Consider the following 24,737-nt stretch of genomic DNA (forward strand, 5'->3'; position numbering starts at 1 on the left):
TATCGTTTTAAAGGGCTTATTGAATTTCTAATTTATATAATCGCTCGATCGGCGAATCTTTCCGAAACGTTTGGACTTCCCCGATGAACTTCCAACCGAATTTTTCATATAATCCCATGTGTTTTGTATATAAGTACAGTTCGTTTAAATTCGCTTTTTTCGCATTTTCATTGACGGTGTTCATTAATGTGCGGAAAACGTTTTTTCCCCGGAATTTTTCATCCACATAAACATTGATCAACCAAGGATACAGATCCGGCCTGCTTTCCAAATCATCAAACATGGCCAGTTGGTACATGCCTGCAGGTTCATCCCCGATCATTGCGACAAAGGTTTGGGGCAACCGCACTTCATTTAATGAATGTTCCAAATTGCACCGCACCTCTTCGAAACTCTTTCCGTCCCTTAATCCCCACCAGTGATAATTCCATTCGCATATTTTTTCAAAGATCGGATGATTTTTGTCCACCAATTTTATGATTTTCATCGGCGCCGTTTCCTTTCCATCGTTGTACATTCCCTTGTATGTTACCATATGGCGACATCCAAAATCACTCGCTTTTGTGGGGCTTTTTATCGGAAAATGGGGTAAGCAAAATTCTGAAAAAAGAAAATCGGAGAATAAATGATGGAGATTATTGAATGTTTAATGATTGAATTTTTTATGCAACAGCACCTAAAATAGGATGGACTACATCTAGAGAGGTGCATACATATGTGGATAGGGGCGGCATTGGCCACAATGTTTTGCTTTGGAACGAATAATATGATTTTCAAGTGGAGTACGACAAAAGGGTACTCGAAAATACATATCCAGCTTTATTTTTATTTGATCGCCTTTTTGTTGGCTTTGGGCTATGGCCTGATGACGGGAATCCATGCAATGAACTTGGCGACAATCGTTCTGGGGGCATTGATCGGCATATTAAATACGAACGGCAACATCCAAATGTCCAAAGCCTTCGAAAAAGGGCCGGCAAGCATCACCAGTTCGCTCATCAGTTTGAACACCATTATTCCGATTTTAAGTGCCGCGTTGATATTCCATGAACATATCACCGTTTTGCAATGGACGGGCATTATCATCATGTTGTGCTCCGCCGTGGTGATTCAATATTCGCCTTCAAGCAATGTGCATGCGGAATATTTGCCTTGGATGATCAGAATTTGCCTCGCCATTCTGTCATTAGGGATTCTAGGAATTTTGATGAAAGCATCGACTTATTTGCATATTGAGCCGCTCAATACTTTAATTTGCATGTATGGCGGCGGGGCGGTTTATTTGATTGCAAATAGTCTTGTCCAAAAAGAAAACTGGCAGCCTTCCGAATTGAAAGTGGGCGCCGTTGTCGGTTTGTTGAGCGTGATCGCCTACAGCTGCTATTTCTTCGCTTTGCAAAAAGGAATCGCAAGCATAGTTTTCTCCATCGTTTCGTTAAGCTGTTTGGTGGTCGTTTGCGGAAGTTGCCTGATCTTCCACGAAAGGCTCAAAACTTATCAGATTATTGGTGTTATCACCGCGCTGTTGGGCATCATTTTTACAAAAATATAGGATTGGGTGATTGTCATGACGTGAGGGCTGATTCGGCCCTCATTTTTCATTTCCATGAACAATTAATCAAGTTGTTCAATATATATAAATATGGAAACATAAATAGAAAAGAGGTACGCAAGTGGTTACTTATCATTGGGGTGTTGATTCATCGCAAAAAGTGACGACAGACCTTTATAATTGTGTTTTGAACAATTACGGGAAGCCGGAGTTTTGGGGAAGATATTTGACCCGTGTCGAAGGGGCATCAGAAGGTTTGGATCGCGAAGAAATTGAACTGCTCCATAATAGTGGTACAAAATTGCTGCCAATCTACAACGATTTTAAAAGAGCGGTAGGGGAAAATGAAGGAAGAGTGGTGGCGATGTTTGCCTCTTATCATGCAAAAAGGCTTGGCATCCGGAAGGGAACACCGATTTTCGCCAATGTCGAACGTTTTTTTGATGTGGATGGCAGTTGGATCCGTGGATATGTCAATTACATGTATAATACGGATTTTAAACCGGGCTTTTATCACGATCCGACGGAAGGAAACTTTGCAAAAGCCTATTGCGAGGCGGTCAATCAAGATCCGTTGGTGGCGAATCAGGCCATCTTATGGAGTGCGGAGCCTGATCCGGGGGTGACAAAAGCACAATTGGCCCCAAAATTTGATCCGGCGAAAGTGCCTTGTGAAGGAAATGTCTGGATTTGGCAATACGGAAGAAATTCAAGAACATGTCCTATTGATACGAACTTGGCGGACAGCCGTTTATTTGAAATGTTATATTAGATACAAGGATTTTGTAAATGAAGTTTACAAAAATAATTGTAAACATGTTGATGAAATAAACGCTGTTCAACAGTTATAGGAAAAGGTTAGGGGGAATTTTTATTTGTTATGGGAATTTTCCCTTTATTCAAGTAATCAAATTTGATATAAAAAGCAAATTTTTAATAATAATACAAAGAATATGCGGGAAGAATCGTTCAGCATGTTGAAGGAAGATTAAACAGCCCATTCGAAACATCCGGAAGCATTTCGGCAATTGCTTCCGCTACAGAACAAGAACTTGGCACGATGCAGGAAATCGCCGATGAAGCCCAAAAGATGGTCCTTGAATACATCCACTCAGAAATTTAAATTTTATTCTGGACTGCCAGCAAATTTTCATTCCAAGAAGGCGCAAGAAAATATCGCCTTCTTTTTTTGTATGAGTCAATTGAATCGGGGAACAATACATAGCAAAAAGATTGGGTTGTGTGGAACCATTGATGAAAAGAAGTTTAATCCTTTTGCTATTACTGACCTTTTTCAAGCAGCCGGTTGCAACCGGTGCTTATTTTGACTCGATATTGCCACTTACCGGAGAAAGAAAGATCGATCTCATTGATCCTTATACCAAAGAAGTCATACACACTTTTCATCCTGAAGATTATTGGATTGAACTGGACGTAAGGATTTTCAAGGAAGAAGTGGAAAATTGGATTCAGGAAATTCAACCAAAATATTTTAAAGAAATGACACTGGATCGGATTGATACCGATGGCGAAATCATCAAAGGCACACCGAAAACGGAAATCAATGCCTCCTTATTGACTGAAGAGGTATTAAAGCGGGCTTTTACAGGAGGCAGAATCGAAATTCCGTTAAAAGTGACCGAAAGCAATTATCGGCCAACGGATGTGCCTCATTTGAAGGAAGTGGTGATTGCCACTTATACCACCCGTTTCAACCCGAATCAGACGGGCAGAAGCAAAAATATCGAAATTTCGGCGGCCGCCATCCATAATGTGATCGTCGGAAGCGGGGACAAATTCTCTTTCAATTCCATCGTGGGGCCAAGAGAAATTGCCAATGGCTATCAAATGGCTCCGGAAATTGTCAACGGTAAGTTAGTCATGGGAATCGGCGGGGGAATCTGCCAAACTTCATCCACTTTATTCAATGCTGTTGATCAGCTGTCAGTGGAGATCATTGAAAGACATCATCATTCAAAGGATGTGGGATATGTCCCAAAAGGGAGAGACGCAACGGTTTCCTTTTATGGGGGATTGGATTTCCAATTTATTAATACGACGGGAGTCCCTTTCCTCATCCAAACGTATTACAGGCCGGGTTCCCTTACTGTCGTTATCAGGACGTCCAAAGAATATGCGGAATTGATGCAAAATGAATTGGCAAAAAACGATGAATCCCCTTAAAATTTCATTTCATAGTTCCTCTGAATCAACTCAAAATAAGACTGAACAATAAAAAAGGAGGAGAGATGGCAATGACAAACCGCAAACCGAAACCTGACGACCGTTCCGATAATGTGGAAAAATTACAGAACATGATTCAAAATACAATCGAAAATTACCGTGAAGCAGAAGCAAGTATGGAATTTGCCGGACCTGAAGAAAGAGAAAAGATCAAAGCGAAAAATGAACGGCGAAAAAAAGCGATTGAAGGTTTCCGAAAAGAAGTGAAGGAAGAAGCGGCTGCCCGTGAAAACGGGGAAGTCTAATGATCATATGGAAACTGGCGACTGGCCAGTTTCCTTTTTATTTTGCAATTGAAATTTCTTTTTTTATAATTAATATTGTGTTTGAAAATAGATTTCGAAAACTGTGAGTTTTTTGGGGGGGAATTCAGGATGAATATGGTAGAAACGCTTATCAATCAAAGCCAAAACGTCATGGAACTGATGAAACAATTGAAAAAGGTTGCATCCAAGAAAGGAAGCAAACGGGCTGAATTGATTGAGAAATTCACTGCCAACCATCATTCATTTAATGTTTATACATATGCCAGCGAGGAAGCGAGACAATCGAAGGAAGTGGATACATTAAAACTGAAGTTGGATGAATTCAGCAGCCAATTCGATGCAGCCCGTTATGAAGATGACGGGGAAGTGAATGTAGAGCAAGTGCATGTTTTATATAAGGAAGTGCTGGTCGCGTACAACGATATGGTGATTGCCCTTGGGTACGACAAACATGTGATTGATATTGAGAAATTTTAGTCCAATAAAAAAAGAAGCGGATCTTTTGGCGTGCTTTCAGATCCGCTTCTTTTTTAATTTTTATAACTATATTCCAGTTCCTCCGTTTCCGGATTGACAGTAACGTATAAATCATGTTCATTGAAAAACCATACATCATCTTTTTCAATATAGAAATGGATATCATCAATGACCGTTTCAATGCCGATATCATGGGGTTGTTCCCGATTCATCCCAAGGGAAAAAGCTTCATGAAAAGGAGATGAACCGCCATAGCGGGCATAAAACCGGATATAATCACCTGCCGTTGCTTCCATTTCTTCCTTGAACCAAGATAATGCTTCCTCTGAAATGACGATTTTCATTCCCCCAACCAAATCCTTTCAAGTAACATTATAACCATTTCACTTTCGGCTCAGTGCCTTCCTTGATGCGTTTAATATTGGAGCGGTGGCGGTAGATAATGAATGACGCCAATATCACAACCATTATAAATAATGCATAATCACCTGTCACAATCCAATAAATAATACTATAAACGACGGCGATGAGCGAAATGAGCATGGAAGACAAGCTGACGATTTTGGTGATTTTTAATAGAATCAAAAATCCAATCACAAGGAACACAAAGAATGGCCAGGAATATCCAAGCAACACCCCTCCGGATGTGGCGACGGCTTTCCCGCCCCGGAAACCGGCAAATATCGGGAACATATGTCCAAAAGCGGCGATTGCCCCCAAAATAAGAGGATGCACGCCGGTATCGCTGAAATAAGAGAAAGTCGGCAATAGCGTAGCAATGGTACCTTTTAATATGTCCATAACGGTTACAACAATTCCCGCTTTTTTCCCTAACACTCGGAAAGTGTTGGTGGCTCCTAAATTTCCGCTTCCATGTTCCCGGATGTCCGTTTTATAAAAAATTTTTCCAATCCATAAACCAGACGGAATCGAACCGATTAAATACGCACAGATGATTGCCAATACATTAATCATATCTTGATTCCTTTCAATTTTTACTATTTCTTTAGCGATAATCATTTTACACTTTTTCGCTTCTTTGAGAAAGTGTAATTTCTCTTTTTCGGCATTGATGAAAAACTTTTTCAAAAAAAACGGTGATAAAAGGAGGAAATTGTGAACTGTATCGGGAATGAAAGAAATGTTTTATTTATTATATATGGTATACAAAGTAAAATAAATAACTGCAAAATCATCCGTCGAAAAGACATTTTCGATATTCTCGAATCGTAAATCTTGAAAAGTGTACGGGTTTTCTTCATAAAACTCCTTTTTTATTTGAAAGGATTTGTTAAAATGATAAAGATGCTCTAACGTGCTAGTTATTGACAGATGCGTATATTCTCAGTACGATTAGTGATACAGAACGGATGTTTGTATGTGGAGGGATTACTTTTGGCAATAAATCAACCGGAACTCAGATATGATGCTGATGCCATTCAAGTATTGGAAGGTTTGGATGCAGTACGGAAACGTCCAGGGATGTATATTGGATCCACTGACAGCCGGGGACTTCATCACTTGGTTTATGAAATTGTCGACAATGCGGTCGATGAAGCCCTTGCCGGATTTGGATCGCATATCATCGTAAAAATACATGAAGACAATTCGGTCAGCGTGCGGGATTATGGCCGCGGAATGCCAACCGGAATGCATAAATTGGGGAAACCCACTCCGGAAATCATTTTTACGATTTTACATGCCGGAGGGAAGTTTGGACAAGGGGGATATAAAACAAGCGGTGGATTGCACGGTGTAGGATCTTCCGTTGTAAATGCCCTTTCCAAATTTCTTGAAGTCACTATATATCGTGACGGGAAAATCCATCGCCAGCGTTTTGAAAATGGCGGAAAACCGGTGACGACCCTTGAAATCATCGGGGATACAAAAGAAACGGGAACACTGGTGCATTTTCTTCCGGATGACACGATTTTTTCCACGACAAAATTCAATTATGATACATTGGCGGAACGTCTTCGGGAATCCGCTTTTCTGTTAAAAGGATTGAAAGTGGAATTGATCGATGAACGGGAAGAAGGAAAGCATGAAGTATTTTATTACGAAAACGGCATCCAGGCGTTTGTGGAATATTTGAATGAAGAAAAAGATGTCATGCATCCCGTGAAATATGTGGAAGGGATTCATGAAGAAATCGAAGTGGAATTTGCCTTTCAATTCAACGACGGCTATTCGGAAACGATTTTATCCTTCGTCAATAATGTGCGCACCCGCGATGGCGGCACCCATGAAACGGGGGCGAAGGCGGCTTTGACACGGATTTTTAATGAATACGCCCGCAAAGTAGGTCTATTGAAAGAAAAAGACAAAAACCTGGAAGGATCGGATATTCGCGAAGGCCTTTCAGCCATCATTTCCGTCCGCATTCCGGAAAGTTTGCTGCAATTCGAAGGGCAGACAAAAAGCAAACTTGGAACGCCGGAAGCCCGTACGGCAGTGGAGTCTGTATTATCCGAAAAATTGCTTTATATTTTAGAGGAAAATGCCGAATTATCCGCAACCCTTGTCCGCAAGGCGATCCGTGCCCAACAGGCCCGTGAAGCGGCGAGAAAAGCCCGCGAAGAAGCTCGAAGCGGCAAAAAGGGCAAAAAAGAAAAAACCATACTTTCGGGCAAGCTGACGCCGGCCCAATCCCGCAATCCAAAAAAGAATGAATTATTCCTTGTGGAAGGGGATTCGGCAGGCGGATCGGCAAAACAGGGACGGGACCGTACTTTTCAGGCCATATTGCCTTTACGGGGGAAAGTCATCAATACAGAAAAGGCAAAACTGACGGATATCATGAAAAATGAAGAGATTGCAACGATCATTCATACGATCGGTGCAGGCGCAGGTCCGGACTTCAACATTGAAGATGCAGCCTACGATAAAATTATCATCATGACCGATGCGGATACGGATGGCGCCCATATCCAAGTGCTGCTGCTCACATTTTTCTACCGTTACATGCGCCCATTGATTGAGGCGGGAAAAGTGTATTTGGCGTTGCCGCCCCTTTATAAAGTGTCAAAGGGCACCGGCAAGAAAGAAATCATTGAATACGCTTGGACAGAACGGGAGTTGCAGGAAAAAATCAAAAAAGTCGGGAAAGGGTACGTCATCCAACGTTATAAAGGTCTCGGTGAAATGAATGCGGACCAGCTTTGGGAAACGACGATGAATCCTGAAACAAGAACCTTGATCCGCGTGACGATTGAAGACGGTGCCCGGGCAGAACGCCGTGTGACAACATTGATGGGAGACAAGGTGGAACCACGCCGCAAGTGGATTGAATCCCATGTAGACTTTGGGATGGAAGAGGATACGAATACATTGGTACCTGATTTCATCCAGTATAAGGAGGAAGAATAATGGCGCTAACCGAACGATTTCACGAACTGACTTTGGAAGATGTAATCGGTGACCGCTTTGGCCGTTACAGTAAATACATTATTCAAGATCGTGCCATTCCTGATGCACGGGATGGGTTAAAACCGGTGCAACGGAGAATTCTTTATGCGATGTATCGGGAAGGGAACACCCATGATAAACCATTCCGAAAATCCGCCAAAACGGTCGGGAACGTAATCGGGAATTACCATCCCCACGGGGATTCTTCCGTATATGAAGCGATGGTGCGCCTCAGCCAGGACTGGAAAGCCCGCTATCCATTGATTGAGATGCACGGAAACAATGGTTCCATTGATGGCGACCCTCCCGCAGCGATGCGTTATACGGAAGCCCGCCTTTCCGCATTGGCAATCGAAATGCTGAAAGATATCGATAAACAAACGGTCGATTTTGTTCCAAATTTTGATGACCAGGATGTGGAACCGACAGTACTCCCTGCGAAACTGCCCAACTTGCTTGTGAACGGTGCCACAGGGATTTCTGCCGGTTATGCCACGGATATTCCTCCCCACAACTTGGCGGAAGTGCTGGATGGTGTATTGATGCGGCTTGATCGTCCGGATTGCACCGTGGATGATTTAATGACGGTCATCAAAGGGCCGGACTTTCCGACTGGCGCCATCATCGAAGGGATTGATGGCATCAAAAAAGCTTATGAAACAGGAAAAGGAAAAATCATTATCCGTTCCAAAGCGACGATCGAACCGATCAGAGGCGGAAAAGAACAAATTGTCATTACAGAAATCCCTTATGATGTCAATAAAGCTTTGCTTGTTAAGAAAATCGATGAAATGCGCTTTGACAAACGGCTTGAGGGAATTGCGGATGTACGGGATGAATCGGACCGGACAGTGGGGCTTCGGATCGTCATTGAGTTGAAAAAAGATGTAGATGGGGAAGCCATTTTAAACTACCTTTATAAAAATACGGATTTGCAAATCACGTATAACTTTAATATGATCGCCATCCATAATCGCCGTCCGACTATGATGACGCTTCCACTCATGCTGGATGCATATATCGATCATCAAAAGGATGTCGTGACAAGAAGAACGAAATATGACCTGCAAAAAGCAAAAGATCGGCTACATATCGTTGAAGGATTAATCAAAGCATTATCCATACTTGATGATGTCATTCAAACCATTCGTTCTTCCAAAGATAAGAAGGATGCCAAAAACAACCTGCAAGTGAAGTTCCAGTTTACGGAACAACAGGCGGAAGCGATTGTCAACTTGCAACTTTACCGTTTGACGAACACAGATATTACGCAATTGCAAAAAGAGCATGAAGAATTGCAAAAAACAACTGAAAAGCTGACAAAAATATTAAGCAGCGAAAAAGAGTTAATTAAAGTGATCAAAAAAGAAATTCTGGAGTTGCGTAAACAATTTGCCGAGCCCCGCCTTTCCACAATCCAGGCGGAAATCAAAGAGATCAAAGTATCCCTTGATGTATTAATACCAAGTGAAGATTTTGTTGTGACCGTGACAAAAGATGGCTACGTAAAGCGGACAAGCCTTCGTTCCTATGCGGCTTCCAGTCCGGAAGATATTGCAATGAAGGAATCGGATTATTTGCTGTATGAAAACACATTGAATACACAGCATTTTCTTCTCATCTTCACGAATAAAGGAAATTACATTTTTCAACCGGTTCACGAACTGCCGGAAATTCGTTGGAAGGACTTGGGACAACACATATCAAGCATCGTTCCTATTGAAGAGGGAGAAAAGGTTGTCGGCGCCGTTGGGGTTGAAAACTTTGAGGATGAAAATCTCTTCATTTTAACAGCGACAAAACAGGGGCAAGTGAAATTGTCGAAACTTAATGAATATCAAGTAACCCGTTACTCAAAACCGATCAAAACGATGAATTTGAAAAATGATGATGAAATGATTTATGCAAACTTGGTGACTCCTGGAAAAGAAATCATTCTTACTTCATATTTGAGTTATACAGTTCGATTTGACATTGAGGAAATTCCGGTAACGGGAATAAAAACAGGAGGAGTAAAGGGAATCAATCTAAAAGACGAAGATTTCCTTGCGGCTGTCAATGTCATTGAAGAAAATTCCGAGAAAGATGTGATTGTCGTTACCCAACGCGGAGCCATCAAACGGATGAGTTTATCGGAAATTGAGCAAACGGGAAGAGCCAAACGCGGATTAGTCATTTTGAAAGAATTGAAGAAAAATCCTCACCGCATTTTTGATGTTTCTGTTGTTCATCAAGACGATACGATCGTGATGTCAACAATCAAACAGGTTCAAGAAACAATGGCAGTATCGGATCTTCCGATTTCCGACCGCTATTCGAACGGCTCACTGAAATTTGATGTAAATAGTGATGGCGATTTATTGTTTGTGAAGATCCTTCATCCCGAACAAGATGAAAATAAAGAACAATAATCCATATATGAACCAATGCCGTCCGCCGTTTAGTGATGAGAACCGGAAAGAATAGTGATAAAGAAAAATATTTTGACAGGATTTTTGCCGTCTAGATCATATCCGGATTCTAGGCGGCTTTCATTGTCATTGAAAAAAGTAAGAAAAGGTTTTACTATTTTTATATGGATAAATCTGGAGGAGTATAAGATGGGAAAATTCTATTTAACTTTTGAAGCGCGTTCGAAAGGGATTTTCTTAGTGATTATCGCCGCGTTGTTTTGGGGCATTTCCGGAACTGTTTCCCAGTATATGTTTCAACATTTACATATCAATACAGAATGGTTTACCACCTGCCGCCTGTTGCTTGCCGGATCCTTGTTGTTAGCGATTGCTTATAGAAATGAGGGAAACCACATTTTTGACATATGGAAGCAAAAAAGGGATGCCATCCGGTTAGTGATTTTTGGAATTGTCGGGATGATAGGAGTCCAATATACATATTTAACGGCCATCGCCCATGGCAATGCCGCAACAGCCACCGTTTTGCAATATTTAGGACCAGGTTTGGTGACGATGTATTATGTTCTGATTGCGAAGCGTTTACCGACAGTCAAAGAGCTGATCGCCGTTTTTTCGGCTCTCATCGGAACGTTTTTGCTTGTAACCCATGGAAAAATGGATGTGTTGACGATTTCGAAAGAGGCCTTTATTTGGGGAATCTTATCCGCATTCGGATTGGCTTTTTACACCATTTATCCCATTGAATTATTGAAAAAATGGGGATCATTTATCACAATCGGATGGGGAATGATGGTGGCGGGGATTGTTTTCAGCTTCATCAGAGCCCCTTGGCAATTTGAAGGACAATGGCATTGGACAACAAACTTTGCCTTTTTGTTTGTCGTGATTTGTGGAACAGTCTTGGCATTCTATTTCTATTTGGATAGTTTAAAATATTTGACTGCTTCAGAAACGAGCCTGCTTGCCTGTGCCGAACCATTATCTGCCGCTTTCACTTCCGTCGTCTTTTTAGGGGTGCCTTTCGGATGGATGGATTGGCTTGGTTCTTTATTGATTCTGTTTACTATTGTCATATTATCGAGAGAGTAGGGAAGGGGAGGGGCAACTATTCAACCCCCTCCCCAACTTGCCTGGTTTTGAATAGTATTGGCTGTACAAAAAAATCCTTGAGTATTACTACTCAAGGAAAATAGAAAGATAAGGATGAATGTAAGCGATTCAATTAGTGGGAGACTTTGCTTACTGAAATACCAGTTTGTGCGCGAACTTCAACTTCGCTGTATTTTGCGTAATCCGCTTCTTTAGAGAAGACTGTACCAAGCCATCCGCAGATGAAACCAACAGGTACGGAAACAATCGCAGGGTTTGTTAAGCTTACAAGTGGTGTACCCACGAAAATGGCTTTACCTGGTTCTGGGTTCCATACGTTTGGTGAAACTGCCACAAGTACTAATGCAGTAATCAAACCACCAAGGATAGCCCATACAGCTCCATTTGAATTGAAGCGTTTCCAGTAGATTGTATAGATAATAACTGGTAAGTTAGCAGATGCTGCAATACAGAATGCTAATGATACCAGGAACGCAACGTTAAGTGTTTGTGCACCTAATGCCAATAAGATGGAAATTACTGAAATGACTAATGAACCGATACGAGCTGCAACAACTTGTTCTTTTTCAGTAATATTACCTTTCTTAATAATTTGACCGTAAATGTCGTGAGATAGAGCAGAAGCGCCGGAAAGTACCAAACCTGCAACTACCGCCAAGATTGTCGCGAATGCAACGGCGGATACGAATGAGAACAGGATGTCTCCACCTAAAGCTTCCGCAAGCAACGGTGCAGCCATGTTACCAGCAGGGTTTGCGGCAACAATTGTATCTTTACCAACGAATGCAGCTGCTCCGAATCCTAAGAAGATTGTCAATACATAGAAAAGACCAACGATCCATGTAGCCCAAATTACAGATGAACGCGCTGTTTGGGCATCTTTTACTGTGAAGAAGCGCATTAGGATGTGCGGAAGTCCTGCAGTACCCAATACTAACGCCAATAGTGTGGAAATTGTATTGATACCGCTCTTATAAAGCAATCCCGGATTCAAATATGCTTCTCCAGCTTCAGTGGCAGTTGTCATTTCCGAGAACATTCTGACAATACTGAAATCAAATTTCAATAATACTAAGAAAGAAATAATAGCAGTACCAAACATCAATAGAACAGCTTTAATGATTTGTACCCATGAAGTAGCAGTCATTCCACCGAACAATACGTAAATTGTCATCATGACACCTACGATTAGAACAGCCACCCAATAAGGAATACCGAATAATAACTGAATAAGTGCTCCTGCACCAACCAGCTGTGCAATCATGTAGAATAAAACGATTACAATTGTACTTAAAGCAGCAGCTCCACGAACTTTGGCCATTTCGAAACGAGCTGTGATCATATCGGCCAATGTGAATTTACCAAGGTTACGAAGTGGCTCGGCAACGATATATAATACAACCAAGTAAGCTACTAGATAACCGATAGAGAAGTAGAAGCCATCATAACCGTATAATGCAACAGAACCTGCAATCCCTAAGAATGAAGCCGCAGATAGATAGTCCCCTGAAATAGCAAGCCCGTTTTGCCAACCTTTCAGTCCGCCCCCGGCAGTATAGAATTCGCTCGCAGTGCTAGTTCTTTTGGAAGCCCAATAAGTGATATACAACGTGATTCCTACGATCAATAAGAACATTACTATGGATGGTACACTCATTGACCAGCACCCCTTTCATATTCATCGATAATTTCTTTCGCTTCTTTGTCAAATTTGTTTGCTTTCCCTACATAGAAGTGTGCCAGTCCCCAAACCATGATGAATAGTCCAAAGGAGTAAAACCATACCCATGTAATTTCCCCAACTGCTTTTTGGTGCAAAATTTGTGTGTAGGATGTCAAGACGGGTAGCAACATGTAAAGAACAAAGAAGATTACCGTCATCGTCCAGAGAAACGAGTTTTTCTTTTTCGATAACCGTCTGAACGATTGACTATTGGCGATTTTTTCGTAGTCGATATTTTTACCGTTTTCTCTCGCCATAAACATACCCCCTTTAAAATTGAACGTTTTTTCTGTATCATGTTCGTAAAATTCTAGTTTAAGAATTTTACAATTTCAATTTTATAGAGCGGTTCACAAAATTGCAATACTTTTTCTATAAATTATTCAAATTTTTTTGCGAAAAAAATTGATTAAAAGAGAAAATTTTTGCGTGAAAACAACAAAAGGATCAAATGTAGTGCAGATAAAAGGGAACAAATAAATATTTAATAGGTAAAATTGAAAAAAATAATGCGGAAATGACTATTGGAAAACAGAACATTGATTTCAGGTAATAATAATTTGATGAAAATAGTGGATTTATAATCATAAAATTATTATACTGCATATTTTGATCGAACTTAAAAAGCTATATTATTATTATTTTGCAACAAATATTTGACATCGGTTTCGGAAAAAAATGTCGGAAAATCAAAAAAAGAACAAGAATTCTTCTTCTGTCTCACTATTAGAAGTATTCTTGGATTATGAGATATTACTTCCGATAAGATATATTATGTCGGGGTCCCTATTTTGCCGAATAAAAAAAGGCGCTATTCGCCTTCGTATTCTACTCTATATCTCCAACTTTCTTGTTTTACATCATTTGTGTTTATGTATGCAACACTTGCTTCAATAACATCGTTTAGATTCAATTGGTGGTCTTTTGCAAATTTTTTTAATCTCTCAAGCAATTCTTTATCACATGTTGTACGAAATTCTACTCGATCTTTTGGACGGTTTTTTTTATCAAATGTTATTGCATTCTCCTTTAATATATTTTCAAAGCCATTTTCAAGTAAATATCCAACATAAGTATTATTCTTATCTGCCATGATTTTTAAATCATCCAACAAGGCTTTGCTTATACGAGTTTTATATTTAATTCTTGAAGTATCAATAGTTTGTAATAATTTCCCATTTACCAATTTCCACAAAATAGTCCACCTCCTATTTTTTAAACCATTGAATTAATCGTTCTTTTTTATACGGAATAAAATTTTCACTGCAATTTGAATAAATGATTTTTGCCAGTTTAGAAAGACTGTCTTTTCCTTTGACCCAGACACGATAAATATCTCTGCCGGACCTAGTTTTTTCAATTGATATTTCAGATCTCAATTCCCATGCTACAATAACATTATACAAGCCATTTGCAAATTCTGCACTTGCAGTAGTGATGTTCATAACATACCCTTTATCTTGAATCCAACCATCCCCGTCAATCACGCCTCTGATAAAGGAAGGCAAATATTGATCGGGCACTGGCGGGAATTTCAGGGACAATGATTTGTTCGCCGTAATTCCCAACCGTTCAAGATCCCTTTTGATTTCACAGGAATGGATGACAAGAACGGGCACGGTCCTTGTTTTTCCCGGCGGAACTATTACATAATCCGCTTCCATATAGTTGGCGATCAGTTTCAAAATCCGCTCCTCTTTTTGAGAAAAATAAATCGTGTTTAACCGGTTATTGACCGTTCCATCTGTCACAAACAAACCTAAAACCCAGGCCATTTCATCCGTCCAAACTTTGAAAAAATCCTCATTCACCTTATGTTTTCTCGGCTGTCCCACGTTCCTTCTCTTTACTTGATTTTTCTCTAATACATAACGGATACCGCGATCCGTAAGTCCGGTCATTTCGCAAATTTCCTTCACCGGCTTGCCGCTGGTATACATTTCAATGATCATTTCATCCGAAATTCCGCGTTTTCTTGGCACACAATCCCCCCTCCAAGAAAAACTGTTTACAAGATAGAATATATGCTCATTTAACATTATAAGAACAAATGTTCTTATTTTCAATTATTTAGGTGACTTCTTCATCCTGTTTTCTCCTTGAAAAAGATTTTAACCCACGGATACAGACCGATATTTATTTGAAAGCTCCAAGAGAGGTCCTGTATAAGCATAATTCCATTCCCCATCGATTAAATACGTGGCTTCGTATCGAACAATCAACCGTTTCATTTCTTTCAGCACATGCTCCGGAAAAGGATGGCTTTTTACCACTTTCCCCTCCTTCCCAATCAGAGAACCATTTCCCCCGATCATCGGCAACTGATGAAATGTATGATCGATAACAGGCAGCATATCCCGTATCGGTCTTGCAGAAGCAAAGACAATTTCATGGCCGTCTTCCCTGACCTTCTGCAACGAATCTAAAATCTTTTCCGATATCGGTTGTCCTATAAAGACTATGGTTCCATTCAAGTAAAAACAAACTTCATCCGTATCACCTTTTCCTTTAATTTTCCATTGCCTAATATACCATGAAACTGTTTTTATGGGATATTTCGCCAAACGTTTTGCCATCTATGTACCAAAAAATATATGCGCCAGTTTTCCAACTGGCGCATGGCCAAGAAGGGTGTTCTGGCCCTGATATCCCGACTTCCTTTATATAAATGCCATTATCAGCGAGCGATTGTTAGGCCTGTAGTATCTGTTGATAATAATCTAGTCTCGCCGTTCACATAAGAAACCCAAACAAGGAAATTATCTTGGAATGCGATGAAAATTCCTTGCGTATTGTTGAAGCCGTTGCCTGTTACATAAATTTTTTCGCCGAAATCAAACTCCAAGTGTTTTTCCATGCCATCATTCACCTCCATTTTTGAAGTTACTATAATAAATGCAGATTTTTTTATGCGAACTGAGTCATATGTACCAGGTTCAAAACAAAAATTTATATTTTATTTATAGAAGAAAATCTAATGAACATCTCTTTCAACAAATGCCCATTCCTATCAAATTGAACCGGCTGAACAAGACCGGAAAATAATCGCGCATTATAAACGAACATAAGAAACGCTTCAACATCAGCTCATTGGTGAACGCGCGTTTTGCGCCCGGAAGATGCGGGAAATGGATTATACGAAGGAAATGAATGGATATGTATGACGGAGAACAAAAGGAAAGGAAAAGCTGTTTCAGAATAAAAAAATAGGTTACAGGTTTCATAAATTGGAGATTTTGTTAAATTTCAATATATTCACTGCAATTGAATCATGATTATGATATAACTTTCATAAAATTTACAAGATGGACCGTGTATACATAAAACAAGACTTTTTGTTCATTTTTCTTGAATGATTTCATCGATTTATACCCCGTTATTTCTCCAAAAAGTATATAATAGCTGTATATGGAGGTCGAACATGCTAAAAATTAAGAAAATCGAATTTATTAAAGCGGTATATGATGAATCTTTGTCCCATAATATTTTCTCTATCGCCAATGTCTATTTTTCGAACTATCCGCCCATTTTAGGCGCGTTGATATATTGGAAGAAAAACAATTCCCGTTCCGAATTTACACGGGAAGGTGAATATAAATTTTTTTACAACCTGGATGATATCACGTATTTTGCTGCTGTGAAATTCCCGAAAGGCACGAAATTGACGAGGGACCAAAAACAAGAATTATCTTATATCTTATTGGACGAACGGGGATCCATCGGCACATATACCTTTAAAACCCATCCGAGCAGAAGAAAGCGATTCGATCCGAAAAAGACGCTTGCAAGATTGAACATTCCTGAAGATTTTGATGTCAAATCGATTCCTGTCCATTATGGTCCGATCATTGATGAACAGAGCGCGGAAGAAATCCGTAGGGAAAATCCGCATTTATCAAAGGAATTCATTATCGATTATTGTTATTGGCGATATCGTTTAATAAAGCTCCATCCGACTGATTTCGAGCCTTATTTAAAATATGTGGATTTTGCATATGTATGCTATGCTTGCGATCAAATTTCGGAAAAATATTTGATTGATCATTTGGATATGGTGGATGTTTCTGCATTGCAATATAATTACCCGGTGCTTGCAAGGCTTTCTTCATCCTTTAAAAAATATTTGGTCGAAGAATTGATTCGAAATGGTATGGAAATCAATCCGCATTTTGGTGATGAAATTGATACGTTTATTGAGGATGATACGTATTTCAGCGAATATGCAACCATTGATTTGTTGGATGATGATTTATTTGAAGAAGATGAGGAAAAAGTCGAATTTCAATTCTTTGAATTCGACCGCGGCCCATATAAGTGGCTTGGAAGTGAACATTTGGTGAAAGGCATCCCTTCCCTCGCTTCCCAATTATATGATGATATGGGCTATAAAAAACCGACAAACGAAGAAATGGATGAACAATTTGACAAATACAGCAAGCAGCAAATCTCATTGATCAGTGCCATTTTGGAGCCCCATTGGCTAAACCGCTACAAAGATCGCATCGATTGGAAAGCGGCCTGTTTATATAATAAACACCTGACGGATGAGTTCTTGACAGAGCATATCGAATTCGTCGATTTTGAGTGTCTTGGCAATAATTTGAGTTGCGTTTTATCCGAAGAATTCATTGAAAAGCATATGAATCAGTTCAACCACGACAAACCTGTACCGTTAATTATCCGCTTTTTGACGGTGCAAATGTATTTGAATCATAAAGACAAAATCAAAGTGAATTCCGAATTGCTGTTCCAATATTATAACAGCATCGGCGCACCCGAATACAAACAAATTCTTGATTTGCTGGATGAATAGCAGTTTTTGGACGCCATTTTCAATGAAAATGGTGTTTTTTTTTTACCAATAAAACAACCTTGCTTGCGGCAACTCGACAAGCAAGGTTGTTAACTGGCTCGTATGTTTAATGTAGACAAGTGTATGACCTCTCTTTTCTGCGATCTGTAATGGTTACAGAATATATTCGCGATTTTCTTATGCATTTGCTTGTTCTTTCGTTTTTCGTGCATGTTCGTTGAATTGATCCAATTGTTCTTGGGATAGATGCTCAACGAAAATTGAAAAATTGATTGGTTCCAGACCGAATTGTTCGCATTTGGAAACGTAATATTCATAGCCTTCTTGATAAGTAGTCATAAAAAACACTCCTTTTTGATTTGTACTATAACAGTTGTTGTTTTATGATTCTAATATAGTACAGTTTTATTTTGCTGTCAACAAAAAGTTGAAAGACTTGTCTAAATTTTTAAACAAGTCTTTTTGATCTTAAATGAGGCTTTTTACCACTTTCGCGATCGTTGCTCCATCGGCTTTTCCTGCAAGGAGCGGTTTTGCGATTTTCATCGCCTCCCCCATATTCATTCCTTTTGAAATGCCTGCTTCTGTTAAAACATTGGCAATTTCCTCTTCAGATAATTGTTTTGGCAAGAAACTTTGCAAAATTTCCAGTTTGCGGTTTTCCTTTTCGATTAAATCTTCACGGCCTGCTTGCTTTGCTCCTTCAAGGGCTTGATGGGTCTGTTTCACTTCACGATTGACAACCGCAATTTCTTCTTCATGGGAAAGTTCGGAACCTTTTTCTTTTTCCGCTTGATCCAAGGCGGATTTTAATAATGTAAGAACTCCTTTTGCAACAGCATCCTTTTCTTTCATCGCCTGTTTCAATTGTTCGAAAACGGCTTGTTTCATCATATGATCATTATTCTCCTTTCATGGGATTTTATGAATATTATTATAATAAATTTTCTTTTCGCCATGAATGAAAAAGTGCTATTTAATCCAGGATTCAAAACTGCAACAAACAAGGATGGATAGTAGAATGCGGCAGGAAAATCGTCGAACGCCGCCAGCATTTCCTCTGGTTTAAACAGATCTGTTTTTATTTGGATACCAAAAGCGAATTTTCCATTTTTAAATATAAAACTTCCTATCCCCTGTACAAATACGATCTTTAAAGCTATACTTAGAGCGACAAAATTAAAATCATGATTGAAACCACAGGGGGAGCTTTATGCTGAGAGTGAACAGCTTTTCGTTGTTCTGACCCTTCGAACCTGTAAGATAATGCTTGCGCAGGGATTGTGGGATTTTGGATATATGTTGAATGGCGGACGAGGAGTTCTCCATACATATTCTCCCCCTTGAGGTTTCCATTTTATGGAGGGGAGAATTTTTTTATGAAAAAAATTAAATTGCAGGCTCTCATTGAAGCGGCGTTTTTTGCGGCATTCGCTTTAATTTTGGATTTGCTGCCATCGATCCAATTGGGGCCCTGGATGTCGGTTTCCTGTGCCATGTTGCCAATCTTCATTTTAGCTTTCCGTTGGGGGTTCACTGTCAGCGTGATTTCCGGGTTTATTTGGGGGTTGTTGCAAGTGGTCACGGGGGATGCCTATATATTAAATATAGTGCAATTCTTAATCGAATATTTTGTCGCTTTTGCTTTCGTCGGTTTTGCCGGATTATTGTATAAACAGATACAAATCGCCTTTTTTGCAGAGAAGAGGAAAGCAAAAGGATTGATTTTGGCTGTATTGGCCGTCTTCCTGGGAAGTATCGCCCGGTATTTTTGGCATTTTCTTGCGGGTGTCGTTTTCTGGGCGGAATATGCGCCGGAAGGAATGTCCCCGGTGATCTATTCGTTGGTCGTAAATGGTGCAACGATGATTGGCGCGGCCATTTTCTGCTCGATTTTGATCGTGCTTCTCCTTTCAGCCGCACCCCGGTTGATTCAGCGAAAAGGATTTGACATTGAAACGAATAAAACAACCACATCCTAATAGGATGTTTCATTTTGCGATCGGGCTGTCTGAAAAACGGGTTAACCGCTTTTTTGGACAGTTTTTATTTTTTTATAAAAACTTCTTTCACTAAAATATTTTGATAAAAAATAACACTAGTGTCGCATAAAAAATATCAATAGACATAATAAATCTGAATTTTCTGTAACTATATTTTTCCATAAAAAAATCCTTTATAATGGTTTGGTGGTAGTAAACCTATCCAAATCCAATATAAAGGAATCACGATTATGGATAAGTTTACACGAAAAACATCATTTGAACAATGGTTTTCACCAATTAATTTCAACTTATTTGACGATATGGTGAAAGCCTATCATTTAGATTACTATACAAAGAAGCTTTATATGGCTTCATTTCTGAAATTACTGTTGTACGCTCAATTACATGAAACCGAGAGTTTGCGAGCTTTAAGTGACGCTGTTTTTTCTGAAGAATTACAACGTGCAACAGGTCTTCCATCGATTAGCTTTTCCCAATTAGGAAGACGAATCAATGCCATTCCAACGGTTTTCTTTCAATCGATTTTTCTTGATTTAGTGGCTCAAATTCATGAGAAAACACATTTTCAAAAGCGAAGAAAGCTGACAACGCCACTAAAAATCATTGATTCGAGTACGTTGCCACTGAATTTGACGAACCACAAATGGGCAGAGTTCCGAAAAACAAAATCGGGCGTGAAGCTTCACTTGCGTCTTGTATTCATGGAAAAAAGACTTTCTTATCCCGACAAGGCCGTACTGACAAACGCAATCGAACATGATCGTGGTCAATTAGAGGTATTCATTGATGATCAAGAATGCCTGTACGTGTTCGATCGTGGATACTTAGATTATGAGCGATTTGACCGTATGACGGATGATGGGTATTTCTTTGTTTCACGTTTACGAAAAAACGCTGTCGTCCGTGTGTTAGAACGATTTTCGTTACCTGAAGATTCGCCTGTATTCTCCGATGAAATGGTGGTTATTGGAACCACGCAAAATCGTTCTGAAAACGCGTTCCGTCTCATCAAATTGTTGGATACAAAAGGAAATGAACTTCATTTACTGACGAATCGTTTTGATATGGATGCAGATGAAATCGCTGAAATCTATAAGTCACGTTGGGCCATTGAACTCTTTTTCAAATGGATGAAACAACACTTGAATATCAAGAAGTTCTACGGCCACAGTGAACAAGCCGTACACAACCAAGTATACGTAGCGATGATTGTATACTGTTTAAATGTGTTAGCTCAGTTGAACACTAATAGTGACCGAAGTACGTTACAAATAAGTCGATATTTGAAAGCAGCTTTATGGAAATCTGCACACATTTGGTTACGGAAAATCGAAGGGATGAGCGTTCCTTAAAGGTTGATTTGTCGTTGTTGCACTCGTCTTAAGCTATAGGTAAAAAATGGATGTTTACTACCTTTATTTAGGTGTTTTCGTTTTTCGCTAATTTTCCAGAAAAATAAAATCTGAAATTTCAAAACTTATTTATGCGACGCTAGTGAAAAAATAATAAATAGATGCCGCTTTTTTCTTTTCCAAACCTAATTTTGCTCGATTAAACCCATAAACAAAGGATATTTAACCTTCAAAAATTTATCTTTAATATGAATTATCAAAATATTTATAGTTGATAAAATATTATTTTTATATATAATTTACTATATTAATATACAATATTTCCACTATTAAAACAGTTCTAACAGAAAGGGTTTTGCAACGATGAAAGATTTCTTCAGTAAATTATTAACGGGAATGAGTTTAGGGATTGTGGTTTGTTTGATCCCTAATGCTCTTGTCGGAGAAATATTAAAATTGATTATTCCACATGCAGGGCCCCTTGAAACGTTCTTGACCGCCGTTTTGAACGCCTCTGTACTTGTGATGAGCTTACTGCCGGTGATTATGGGGGTTCTGATCGGAATCCAATTCAAACTGAATCCGGTTCAAATGTGTTCCATCGGACTTGCAGCTTTTATCGGCAGCGGTGTAACGACAATGGATGAAAATGGGGTCATTACGATGGCGGGGATTGGAACGGTCATCAATATCGGGATTACGGCAGCCATTGCCACATTATTCGTAAAATTCTTAGATGTGAAATTGAAGGATTGGACATTGTTATTGATGCCGGCCCTTACCATTTTCATTCCCGGTTTAATCGGTTTGGCCATTTTGCCTTACGTTCGTGATGCAAGTTTGGCCATTGGGGAAGGCATTATCTACTTAACAAATTTACAACCTGTGTTCATGGGTATGTTAATCGCAATGGTGTTCTCCATTCTGATTCTCTCACCGATTTCAACGATCGGTGTTGCTACCGCCATTATGATTTCAGGGGTCGCAGCGGGAGCGGCAAACCTCGGTGTGGCGGCTTCAGGTGTCGGCATGTGCATTGCCGCCTATAAAGCGAATAATTTAGGGACTGCCATCGCCCATCTTGCATCAGCCAAAATTCAAATGCGCAATTTCTTCATGAAGCCGCGCATTGCCTATCCAATGATCATTACAGCCGCGATTCTCGGTGCTTTATCAGGGGTTCTTCAAATTGTGGGAACACCGTACAGCGCGGGATTTGGTCTCGCTGGATTCGTGGGACCATTGAAATATTTGGATCTGGTCGGCTGGAACTTTAAAAGCATTACCATTGCAACTGTGATGTTCATCGCATTGCCTGTCATTTTAAATCTCATTTTCATTAAAGTCTTTGAGAAAAAATTTAAATGGATCAAATCGGATGATTATCTCGTTTCATACGAACATTAACATGGGATGGCTAACCTATTATAATATAGGTTAGCCTTTTTTCGTTCATACGCCATTTTGGTGGGATGAAACTGTTATAAAACAGATAATTTCTGAATATTGTTTGATTTTTTATGAATATTGAAATAACTCTAGGATGATGTTTCACTTTCAAGTAAGATGGAACTAATGTGAAGGAGGTATTTAGGATGCAAGTTCGTACGATGAGACTTGAAGAAGAAGAAGCAAAAATTGTCTATCAAGAAACAGCCGGTTTGGCCATCATCACAATCCATCGCCCTCAATTGAAAAACGCGTTGACAGCCAATATGTGGGATCAACTAGCCAAAATCGCAAAACAATCCCTTGAAAATCCAAAAAACAAAGTATTGATCCTCCGTGGTTCCGGTGAGAATTTTACAGCCGGTTCAGATATAAAGGAATTCAATCGGATGTCGTTGGAAGAAGCGGAAGAAGCGTTTGTCAGAATGGAAAATACGATTTCGACAATCGAGAATTTACCGCTCCCGACCATCGGAGTGATCAACGGACCTGCCATGGGCGCCGGACTGGAGCTTGCATTGGCATGTGATATACGCATCGGTTCTGAAAAAGCGCGCATGGGCATTCCTGTCGGCAAACTGGGCATTACGTTGAATAATAAATTTGCCAAACGTCTTGTGGATTTGGTGGGCCCATCCACAACGAAAGACTTTGTTTTCACCGGCCGCACATTCAAAGCGGAAGAAGCTTATCGGGCGGGCATGTTGAACTATTTGGTGCCTGAAAAAGAATTGACGCGCTTTTCCATCCGCTTGGGAAAATTGGTGGCCAGCATGTCCCCTGCCTCACTGCTGGCAGTGAAAAATTCGGTAAAAGAGTGCATCGATTCCGCTCCGGTTCTTTGGCAAGGTTCGACGCCTTTTGTAGATCCGATCGATTTTCCTGAAGGCGTCCGCGCGTTTGTTGAAAAACGTTTGCCTCAATTTACAAGAAAAAGCTAAACAAAAAATGTGGTTGGCGATAAGTCAACCACATTTTACATTATGCCTTTCAAAAAGATGAGAATATGCATCGGTTCAAATTCAAAATGGCGTTGAAACTGGACGGAAATCTGTTTTTGTAACTGCTCCATTTTCTCGATCACATCATAATCAACCGGGGTTTTAATATGAAGGGATACATAAATCTTCGGCTGGAACTTCTTCATGGTGAATTGGACGGAATCCACTTTCGCAACCGCCGGATGGTTCGAAACGACATATTTGATCAAATCGAGATAAACATTCGGCGATATATCGATGGTTTGCCGGTGGAAATCCGGTTGGACAATGGTCGTTTCCCCCAACTTCACCCGATTTTTCGTAAATATATCAAATCCCTTTTGGATGATTCGTCTGAAAAAATTTTGTTCCACTTGCCGATATGGGATGGGCATCAAATGTTTCCCCTGGGTGAAACGGATAAATTGGGACAATTTGATTTCATTTTTTGAGCGGATATCGTCAATATAATAAAATTGTTGGATCGGGCCGAGTTCCAGCTGTTCCGCAATCTTTTTCGTCATTTTATCGCTTGTGCCGATGATCAATATGGATTGGATGTTCTGCTTTTTGATTGCTTCCATCACTTCTTTCCGATGGGCTTCATCCTGAAAAATCGCTCTCCGGACCGCCCGGATCGTGTTCTTTTCAAATTTCGCCGACGTGCCCGCAATTTTTTGCCCGTTTTTGATCAACAACCCATCGTCGATGATGGCTTCGATTTGATGATCATGGGCAAATTGCAAAGCGCTTGTACTCTTCCCTGACCCGCTCGGACCGCTTAAAGAATATACTTTCATTCTTTCAACTCCATCACTTCTTTTCTAGTATCATATACAAAAACTGGGTGGAAAGCAAAATCCTTTATTTTTACAACTTTGAAAGAATAAAAATATGTTAAAATATTTTTACGATTTGAATTCGTCAATCTTAAGGAGTGTTT

General features: G+C 39.8%; 25 protein-coding genes and 1 riboswitch. Of the genes, 13 read left to right on the plus strand and 12 right to left on the minus strand.

Annotated elements, in window-relative coordinates; translation table 11 throughout:
* Window positions 1–16: 16 nt before the first annotated feature.
* Window positions 17–535, minus strand: a complete 519-nt coding sequence (locus tag NST13_RS03445) for a GNAT family N-acetyltransferase (RefSeq protein WP_342581421.1) — start codon at window positions 533–535, stop codon at window positions 17–19.
* Between the two features lie 180 nt (window positions 536–715).
* On the opposite strand from NST13_RS03445, the gene NST13_RS03450 reads away from it, so the two are divergent.
* The 5 genes from NST13_RS03450 (at window position 716) to NST13_RS03470 (ending at window position 4,539) form a co-directional block, all read left to right on the plus strand.
* On the plus strand, window positions 716–1,552 hold the full coding sequence (locus NST13_RS03450; RefSeq protein ID WP_342469394.1) for a DMT family transporter: 837 nt from the start codon (window positions 716–718) through the stop codon (window positions 1,550–1,552).
* 121 nt (window positions 1,553–1,673) lie between these two features.
* Entirely contained in the window at window positions 1,674–2,324 is a 651-nt protein-coding gene (locus NST13_RS03455; protein ID WP_342469393.1) for a glycoside hydrolase domain-containing protein, read from the plus strand.
* Between the two features lie 482 nt (window positions 2,325–2,806).
* Window positions 2,807–3,736 (plus strand): VanW family protein, encoded by a 930-nt coding sequence (locus NST13_RS03460; protein ID WP_342581422.1) that lies wholly within the window; start codon window positions 2,807–2,809, stop codon window positions 3,734–3,736.
* A gap of 71 nt (window positions 3,737–3,807) precedes the next feature.
* Window positions 3,808–4,041, plus strand: coding sequence for a small acid-soluble spore protein Tlp (tlp, locus tag NST13_RS03465; protein ID WP_342581423.1), 234 nt, complete (start codon window positions 3,808–3,810; stop codon window positions 4,039–4,041).
* 129 nt (window positions 4,042–4,170) lie between these two features.
* Window positions 4,171–4,539, plus strand: coding sequence for a hypothetical protein (locus NST13_RS03470; RefSeq protein ID WP_342581424.1), 369 nt, complete (start codon window positions 4,171–4,173; stop codon window positions 4,537–4,539).
* 53 nt (window positions 4,540–4,592) lie between these two features.
* On the opposite strand, the gene NST13_RS03475 is transcribed toward NST13_RS03470, so the two are convergent.
* Complete coding sequence (locus tag NST13_RS03475; RefSeq protein ID WP_342469389.1) at window positions 4,593–4,883, minus strand: HesB/YadR/YfhF family protein; 291 nt, start codon at window positions 4,881–4,883, stop codon at window positions 4,593–4,595.
* A gap of 28 nt (window positions 4,884–4,911) precedes the next feature.
* Window positions 4,912–5,514 carry a glycerol-3-phosphate 1-O-acyltransferase PlsY gene (plsY, locus tag NST13_RS03480; RefSeq protein ID WP_342469388.1) on the minus strand — a complete coding sequence of 201 codons (603 nt, stop codon included), beginning with the start codon at window positions 5,512–5,514 and terminating at the stop codon, window positions 4,912–4,914.
* A 420-nt stretch (window positions 5,515–5,934) separates the two neighbouring features.
* On the opposite strand from plsY, the gene parE reads away from it, so the two are divergent.
* From parE to NST13_RS03495, 3 genes are all read left to right on the plus strand, one after another.
* The gene (gene parE / locus NST13_RS03485) at window positions 5,935–7,908 is read left to right on the plus strand and encodes a DNA topoisomerase IV subunit B (RefSeq protein WP_342581425.1); all 1,974 of its coding nucleotides are present in this window, start codon (window positions 5,935–5,937) and stop codon (window positions 7,906–7,908) included.
* Window positions 7,908–10,358 carry a DNA topoisomerase IV subunit A gene (gene parC / locus NST13_RS03490; protein WP_342581426.1) on the plus strand — a complete coding sequence of 817 codons (2,451 nt, stop codon included), beginning with the start codon at window positions 7,908–7,910 and terminating at the stop codon, window positions 10,356–10,358. The genes parE and parC overlap by 1 nt, the downstream gene beginning before the upstream one ends.
* Window positions 10,359–10,547: 189 nt before the next feature.
* Window positions 10,548–11,450: an EamA family transporter gene (locus NST13_RS03495; protein WP_342469385.1), complete on the plus strand. Its 903-nt coding sequence runs from the start codon at window positions 10,548–10,550 to the stop codon at window positions 11,448–11,450.
* A 133-nt stretch (window positions 11,451–11,583) separates the two neighbouring features.
* Here NST13_RS03495 and NST13_RS03500 read toward each other — a convergent pair whose 3' ends face one another.
* The 6 genes from NST13_RS03500 to NST13_RS03525 form a co-directional block, all read right to left on the minus strand.
* Window positions 11,584–13,128, minus strand: a complete 1,545-nt coding sequence (locus NST13_RS03500) for a sodium/solute symporter (protein WP_342581427.1) — start codon at window positions 13,126–13,128, stop codon at window positions 11,584–11,586.
* Window positions 13,125–13,451 carry a DUF485 domain-containing protein gene (locus NST13_RS03505; protein ID WP_342581428.1) on the minus strand — a complete coding sequence of 109 codons (327 nt, stop codon included), beginning with the start codon at window positions 13,449–13,451 and terminating at the stop codon, window positions 13,125–13,127. Before NST13_RS03505 ends, NST13_RS03500 begins: the two co-directional genes overlap by 4 nt.
* Window positions 13,452–14,005: 554 nt before the next feature.
* A complete protein-coding gene (locus NST13_RS03510; RefSeq protein ID WP_342581429.1) occupies window positions 14,006–14,389 on the minus strand; it encodes an rRNA methyltransferase in 384 nt (127 codons plus the stop codon).
* Window positions 14,390–14,402: 13 nt separating this feature from the next.
* Window positions 14,403–15,176, minus strand: a complete 774-nt coding sequence (locus NST13_RS03515) for an LAGLIDADG family homing endonuclease (RefSeq protein ID WP_342581430.1) — start codon at window positions 15,174–15,176, stop codon at window positions 14,403–14,405.
* Window positions 15,177–15,305: 129 nt separating this feature from the next.
* Window positions 15,306–15,758 carry an HAD hydrolase family protein gene (locus NST13_RS03520; RefSeq protein ID WP_342469380.1) on the minus strand — a complete coding sequence of 151 codons (453 nt, stop codon included), beginning with the start codon at window positions 15,756–15,758 and terminating at the stop codon, window positions 15,306–15,308.
* A 113-nt stretch (window positions 15,759–15,871) separates the two neighbouring features.
* A complete protein-coding gene (locus NST13_RS03525) occupies window positions 15,872–16,051 on the minus strand; it encodes a hypothetical protein (RefSeq protein WP_342581431.1) in 180 nt (59 codons plus the stop codon).
* Window positions 16,052–16,615: 564 nt separating this feature from the next.
* On the opposite strand from NST13_RS03525, the gene NST13_RS03530 reads away from it, so the two are divergent.
* Window positions 16,616–18,007 (plus strand): nucleoside-diphosphate sugar epimerase, encoded by a 1,392-nt coding sequence (locus NST13_RS03530; protein WP_342581432.1) that lies wholly within the window; start codon window positions 16,616–16,618, stop codon window positions 18,005–18,007.
* A gap of 177 nt (window positions 18,008–18,184) precedes the next feature.
* On the opposite strand, the gene NST13_RS03535 is transcribed toward NST13_RS03530, so the two are convergent.
* Window positions 18,185–18,346 (minus strand): transcriptional regulator, encoded by a 162-nt coding sequence (locus tag NST13_RS03535; RefSeq protein ID WP_342469377.1) that lies wholly within the window; start codon window positions 18,344–18,346, stop codon window positions 18,185–18,187.
* A 129-nt stretch (window positions 18,347–18,475) separates the two neighbouring features.
* Window positions 18,476–18,901: a GatB/YqeY domain-containing protein gene (locus NST13_RS03540; RefSeq protein WP_342469376.1), complete on the minus strand. Its 426-nt coding sequence runs from the start codon at window positions 18,899–18,901 to the stop codon at window positions 18,476–18,478.
* Between the two features lie 298 nt (window positions 18,902–19,199).
* Window positions 19,200–19,306: riboswitch (TPP riboswitch) on the plus strand.
* Between the two features lie 80 nt (window positions 19,307–19,386).
* Between NST13_RS03540 and thiT the strand changes: the two genes are divergently transcribed.
* The 4 genes from thiT to NST13_RS03560 all read left to right on the plus strand — a co-directional run bounded on the left by thiT (window position 19,387) and on the right by NST13_RS03560 (window position 23,755).
* Entirely contained in the window at window positions 19,387–19,989 is a 603-nt protein-coding gene (gene thiT / locus NST13_RS03545; RefSeq protein WP_342581433.1) for an energy-coupled thiamine transporter ThiT, read from the plus strand.
* A gap of 251 nt (window positions 19,990–20,240) precedes the next feature.
* A complete protein-coding gene (locus tag NST13_RS03550; protein ID WP_096550083.1) occupies window positions 20,241–21,365 on the plus strand; it encodes an IS4 family transposase in 1,125 nt (374 codons plus the stop codon).
* A 363-nt stretch (window positions 21,366–21,728) separates the two neighbouring features.
* Complete coding sequence (locus NST13_RS03555; RefSeq protein WP_342581434.1) at window positions 21,729–22,772, plus strand: PTS sugar transporter subunit IIC; 1,044 nt, start codon at window positions 21,729–21,731, stop codon at window positions 22,770–22,772.
* Between the two features lie 188 nt (window positions 22,773–22,960).
* On the plus strand, window positions 22,961–23,755 hold the full coding sequence (locus tag NST13_RS03560; protein ID WP_342581435.1) for an enoyl-CoA hydratase-related protein: 795 nt from the start codon (window positions 22,961–22,963) through the stop codon (window positions 23,753–23,755).
* Window positions 23,756–23,790: 35 nt separating this feature from the next.
* Here NST13_RS03560 and NST13_RS03565 read toward each other — a convergent pair whose 3' ends face one another.
* A complete protein-coding gene (locus tag NST13_RS03565; RefSeq protein WP_342581436.1) occupies window positions 23,791–24,594 on the minus strand; it encodes a hypothetical protein in 804 nt (267 codons plus the stop codon).
* Between the last annotated feature and the right edge of the window lie 143 nt (window positions 24,595–24,737).

The organism is Ureibacillus sp. FSL W7-1570 (genome assembly GCF_038593265.1).
GTDB lineage: Bacteria > Bacillota > Bacilli > Bacillales_A > Planococcaceae > Ureibacillus > Ureibacillus suwonensis.

Bases quoted from the DNA above. Each gene is read 5' to 3' on its own strand.
- NST13_RS03445 (WP_342581421.1), bottom strand. From the start codon at position 535: ATGGTAACATACAAGGGAATGTACAACGATGGAAAGGAAACGGCGCCG.
- NST13_RS03450 (WP_342469394.1), top strand. From the start codon at position 716: ATGTGGATAGGGGCGGCATTGGCCACAATGTTTTGCTTTGGAACGAAT.
- NST13_RS03460 (WP_342581422.1), top strand. From the start codon at position 2,807: ATGAAAAGAAGTTTAATCCTTTTGCTATTACTGACCTTTTTCAAGCAG.
- tlp (WP_342581423.1), top strand. From the start codon at position 3,808: ATGACAAACCGCAAACCGAAACCTGACGACCGTTCCGATAATGTGGAA.
- NST13_RS03470 (WP_342581424.1), top strand. From the start codon at position 4,171: ATGAATATGGTAGAAACGCTTATCAATCAAAGCCAAAACGTCATGGAA.
- NST13_RS03475 (WP_342469389.1), bottom strand. From the start codon at position 4,883: ATGAAAATCGTCATTTCAGAGGAAGCATTATCTTGGTTCAAGGAAGAA.
- plsY (WP_342469388.1), bottom strand. From the start codon at position 5,514: ATGATTAATGTATTGGCAATCATCTGTGCGTATTTAATCGGTTCGATT.
- parC (WP_342581426.1), top strand. From the start codon at position 7,908: ATGGCGCTAACCGAACGATTTCACGAACTGACTTTGGAAGATGTAATC.
- NST13_RS03495 (WP_342469385.1), top strand. From the start codon at position 10,548: ATGGGAAAATTCTATTTAACTTTTGAAGCGCGTTCGAAAGGGATTTTC.
- NST13_RS03500 (WP_342581427.1), bottom strand. From the start codon at position 13,128: ATGAGTGTACCATCCATAGTAATGTTCTTATTGATCGTAGGAATCACG.
- NST13_RS03505 (WP_342581428.1), bottom strand. From the start codon at position 13,451: ATGGCGAGAGAAAACGGTAAAAATATCGACTACGAAAAAATCGCCAAT.
- NST13_RS03525 (WP_342581431.1), bottom strand. From the start codon at position 16,051: ATGGAAAAACACTTGGAGTTTGATTTCGGCGAAAAAATTTATGTAACA.
- NST13_RS03530 (WP_342581432.1), top strand. From the start codon at position 16,616: ATGCTAAAAATTAAGAAAATCGAATTTATTAAAGCGGTATATGATGAA.
- NST13_RS03535 (WP_342469377.1), bottom strand. From the start codon at position 18,346: ATGACTACTTATCAAGAAGGCTATGAATATTACGTTTCCAAATGCGAA.
- NST13_RS03540 (WP_342469376.1), bottom strand. From the start codon at position 18,901: ATGATGAAACAAGCCGTTTTCGAACAATTGAAACAGGCGATGAAAGAA.
- thiT (WP_342581433.1), top strand. From the start codon at position 19,387: ATGAAAAAAATTAAATTGCAGGCTCTCATTGAAGCGGCGTTTTTTGCG.
- NST13_RS03550 (WP_096550083.1), top strand. From the start codon at position 20,241: ATGGATAAGTTTACACGAAAAACATCATTTGAACAATGGTTTTCACCA.
- NST13_RS03555 (WP_342581434.1), top strand. From the start codon at position 21,729: ATGAAAGATTTCTTCAGTAAATTATTAACGGGAATGAGTTTAGGGATT.
- NST13_RS03560 (WP_342581435.1), top strand. From the start codon at position 22,961: ATGCAAGTTCGTACGATGAGACTTGAAGAAGAAGAAGCAAAAATTGTC.
- NST13_RS03565 (WP_342581436.1), bottom strand. From the start codon at position 24,594: ATGAAAGTATATTCTTTAAGCGGTCCGAGCGGGTCAGGGAAGAGTACA.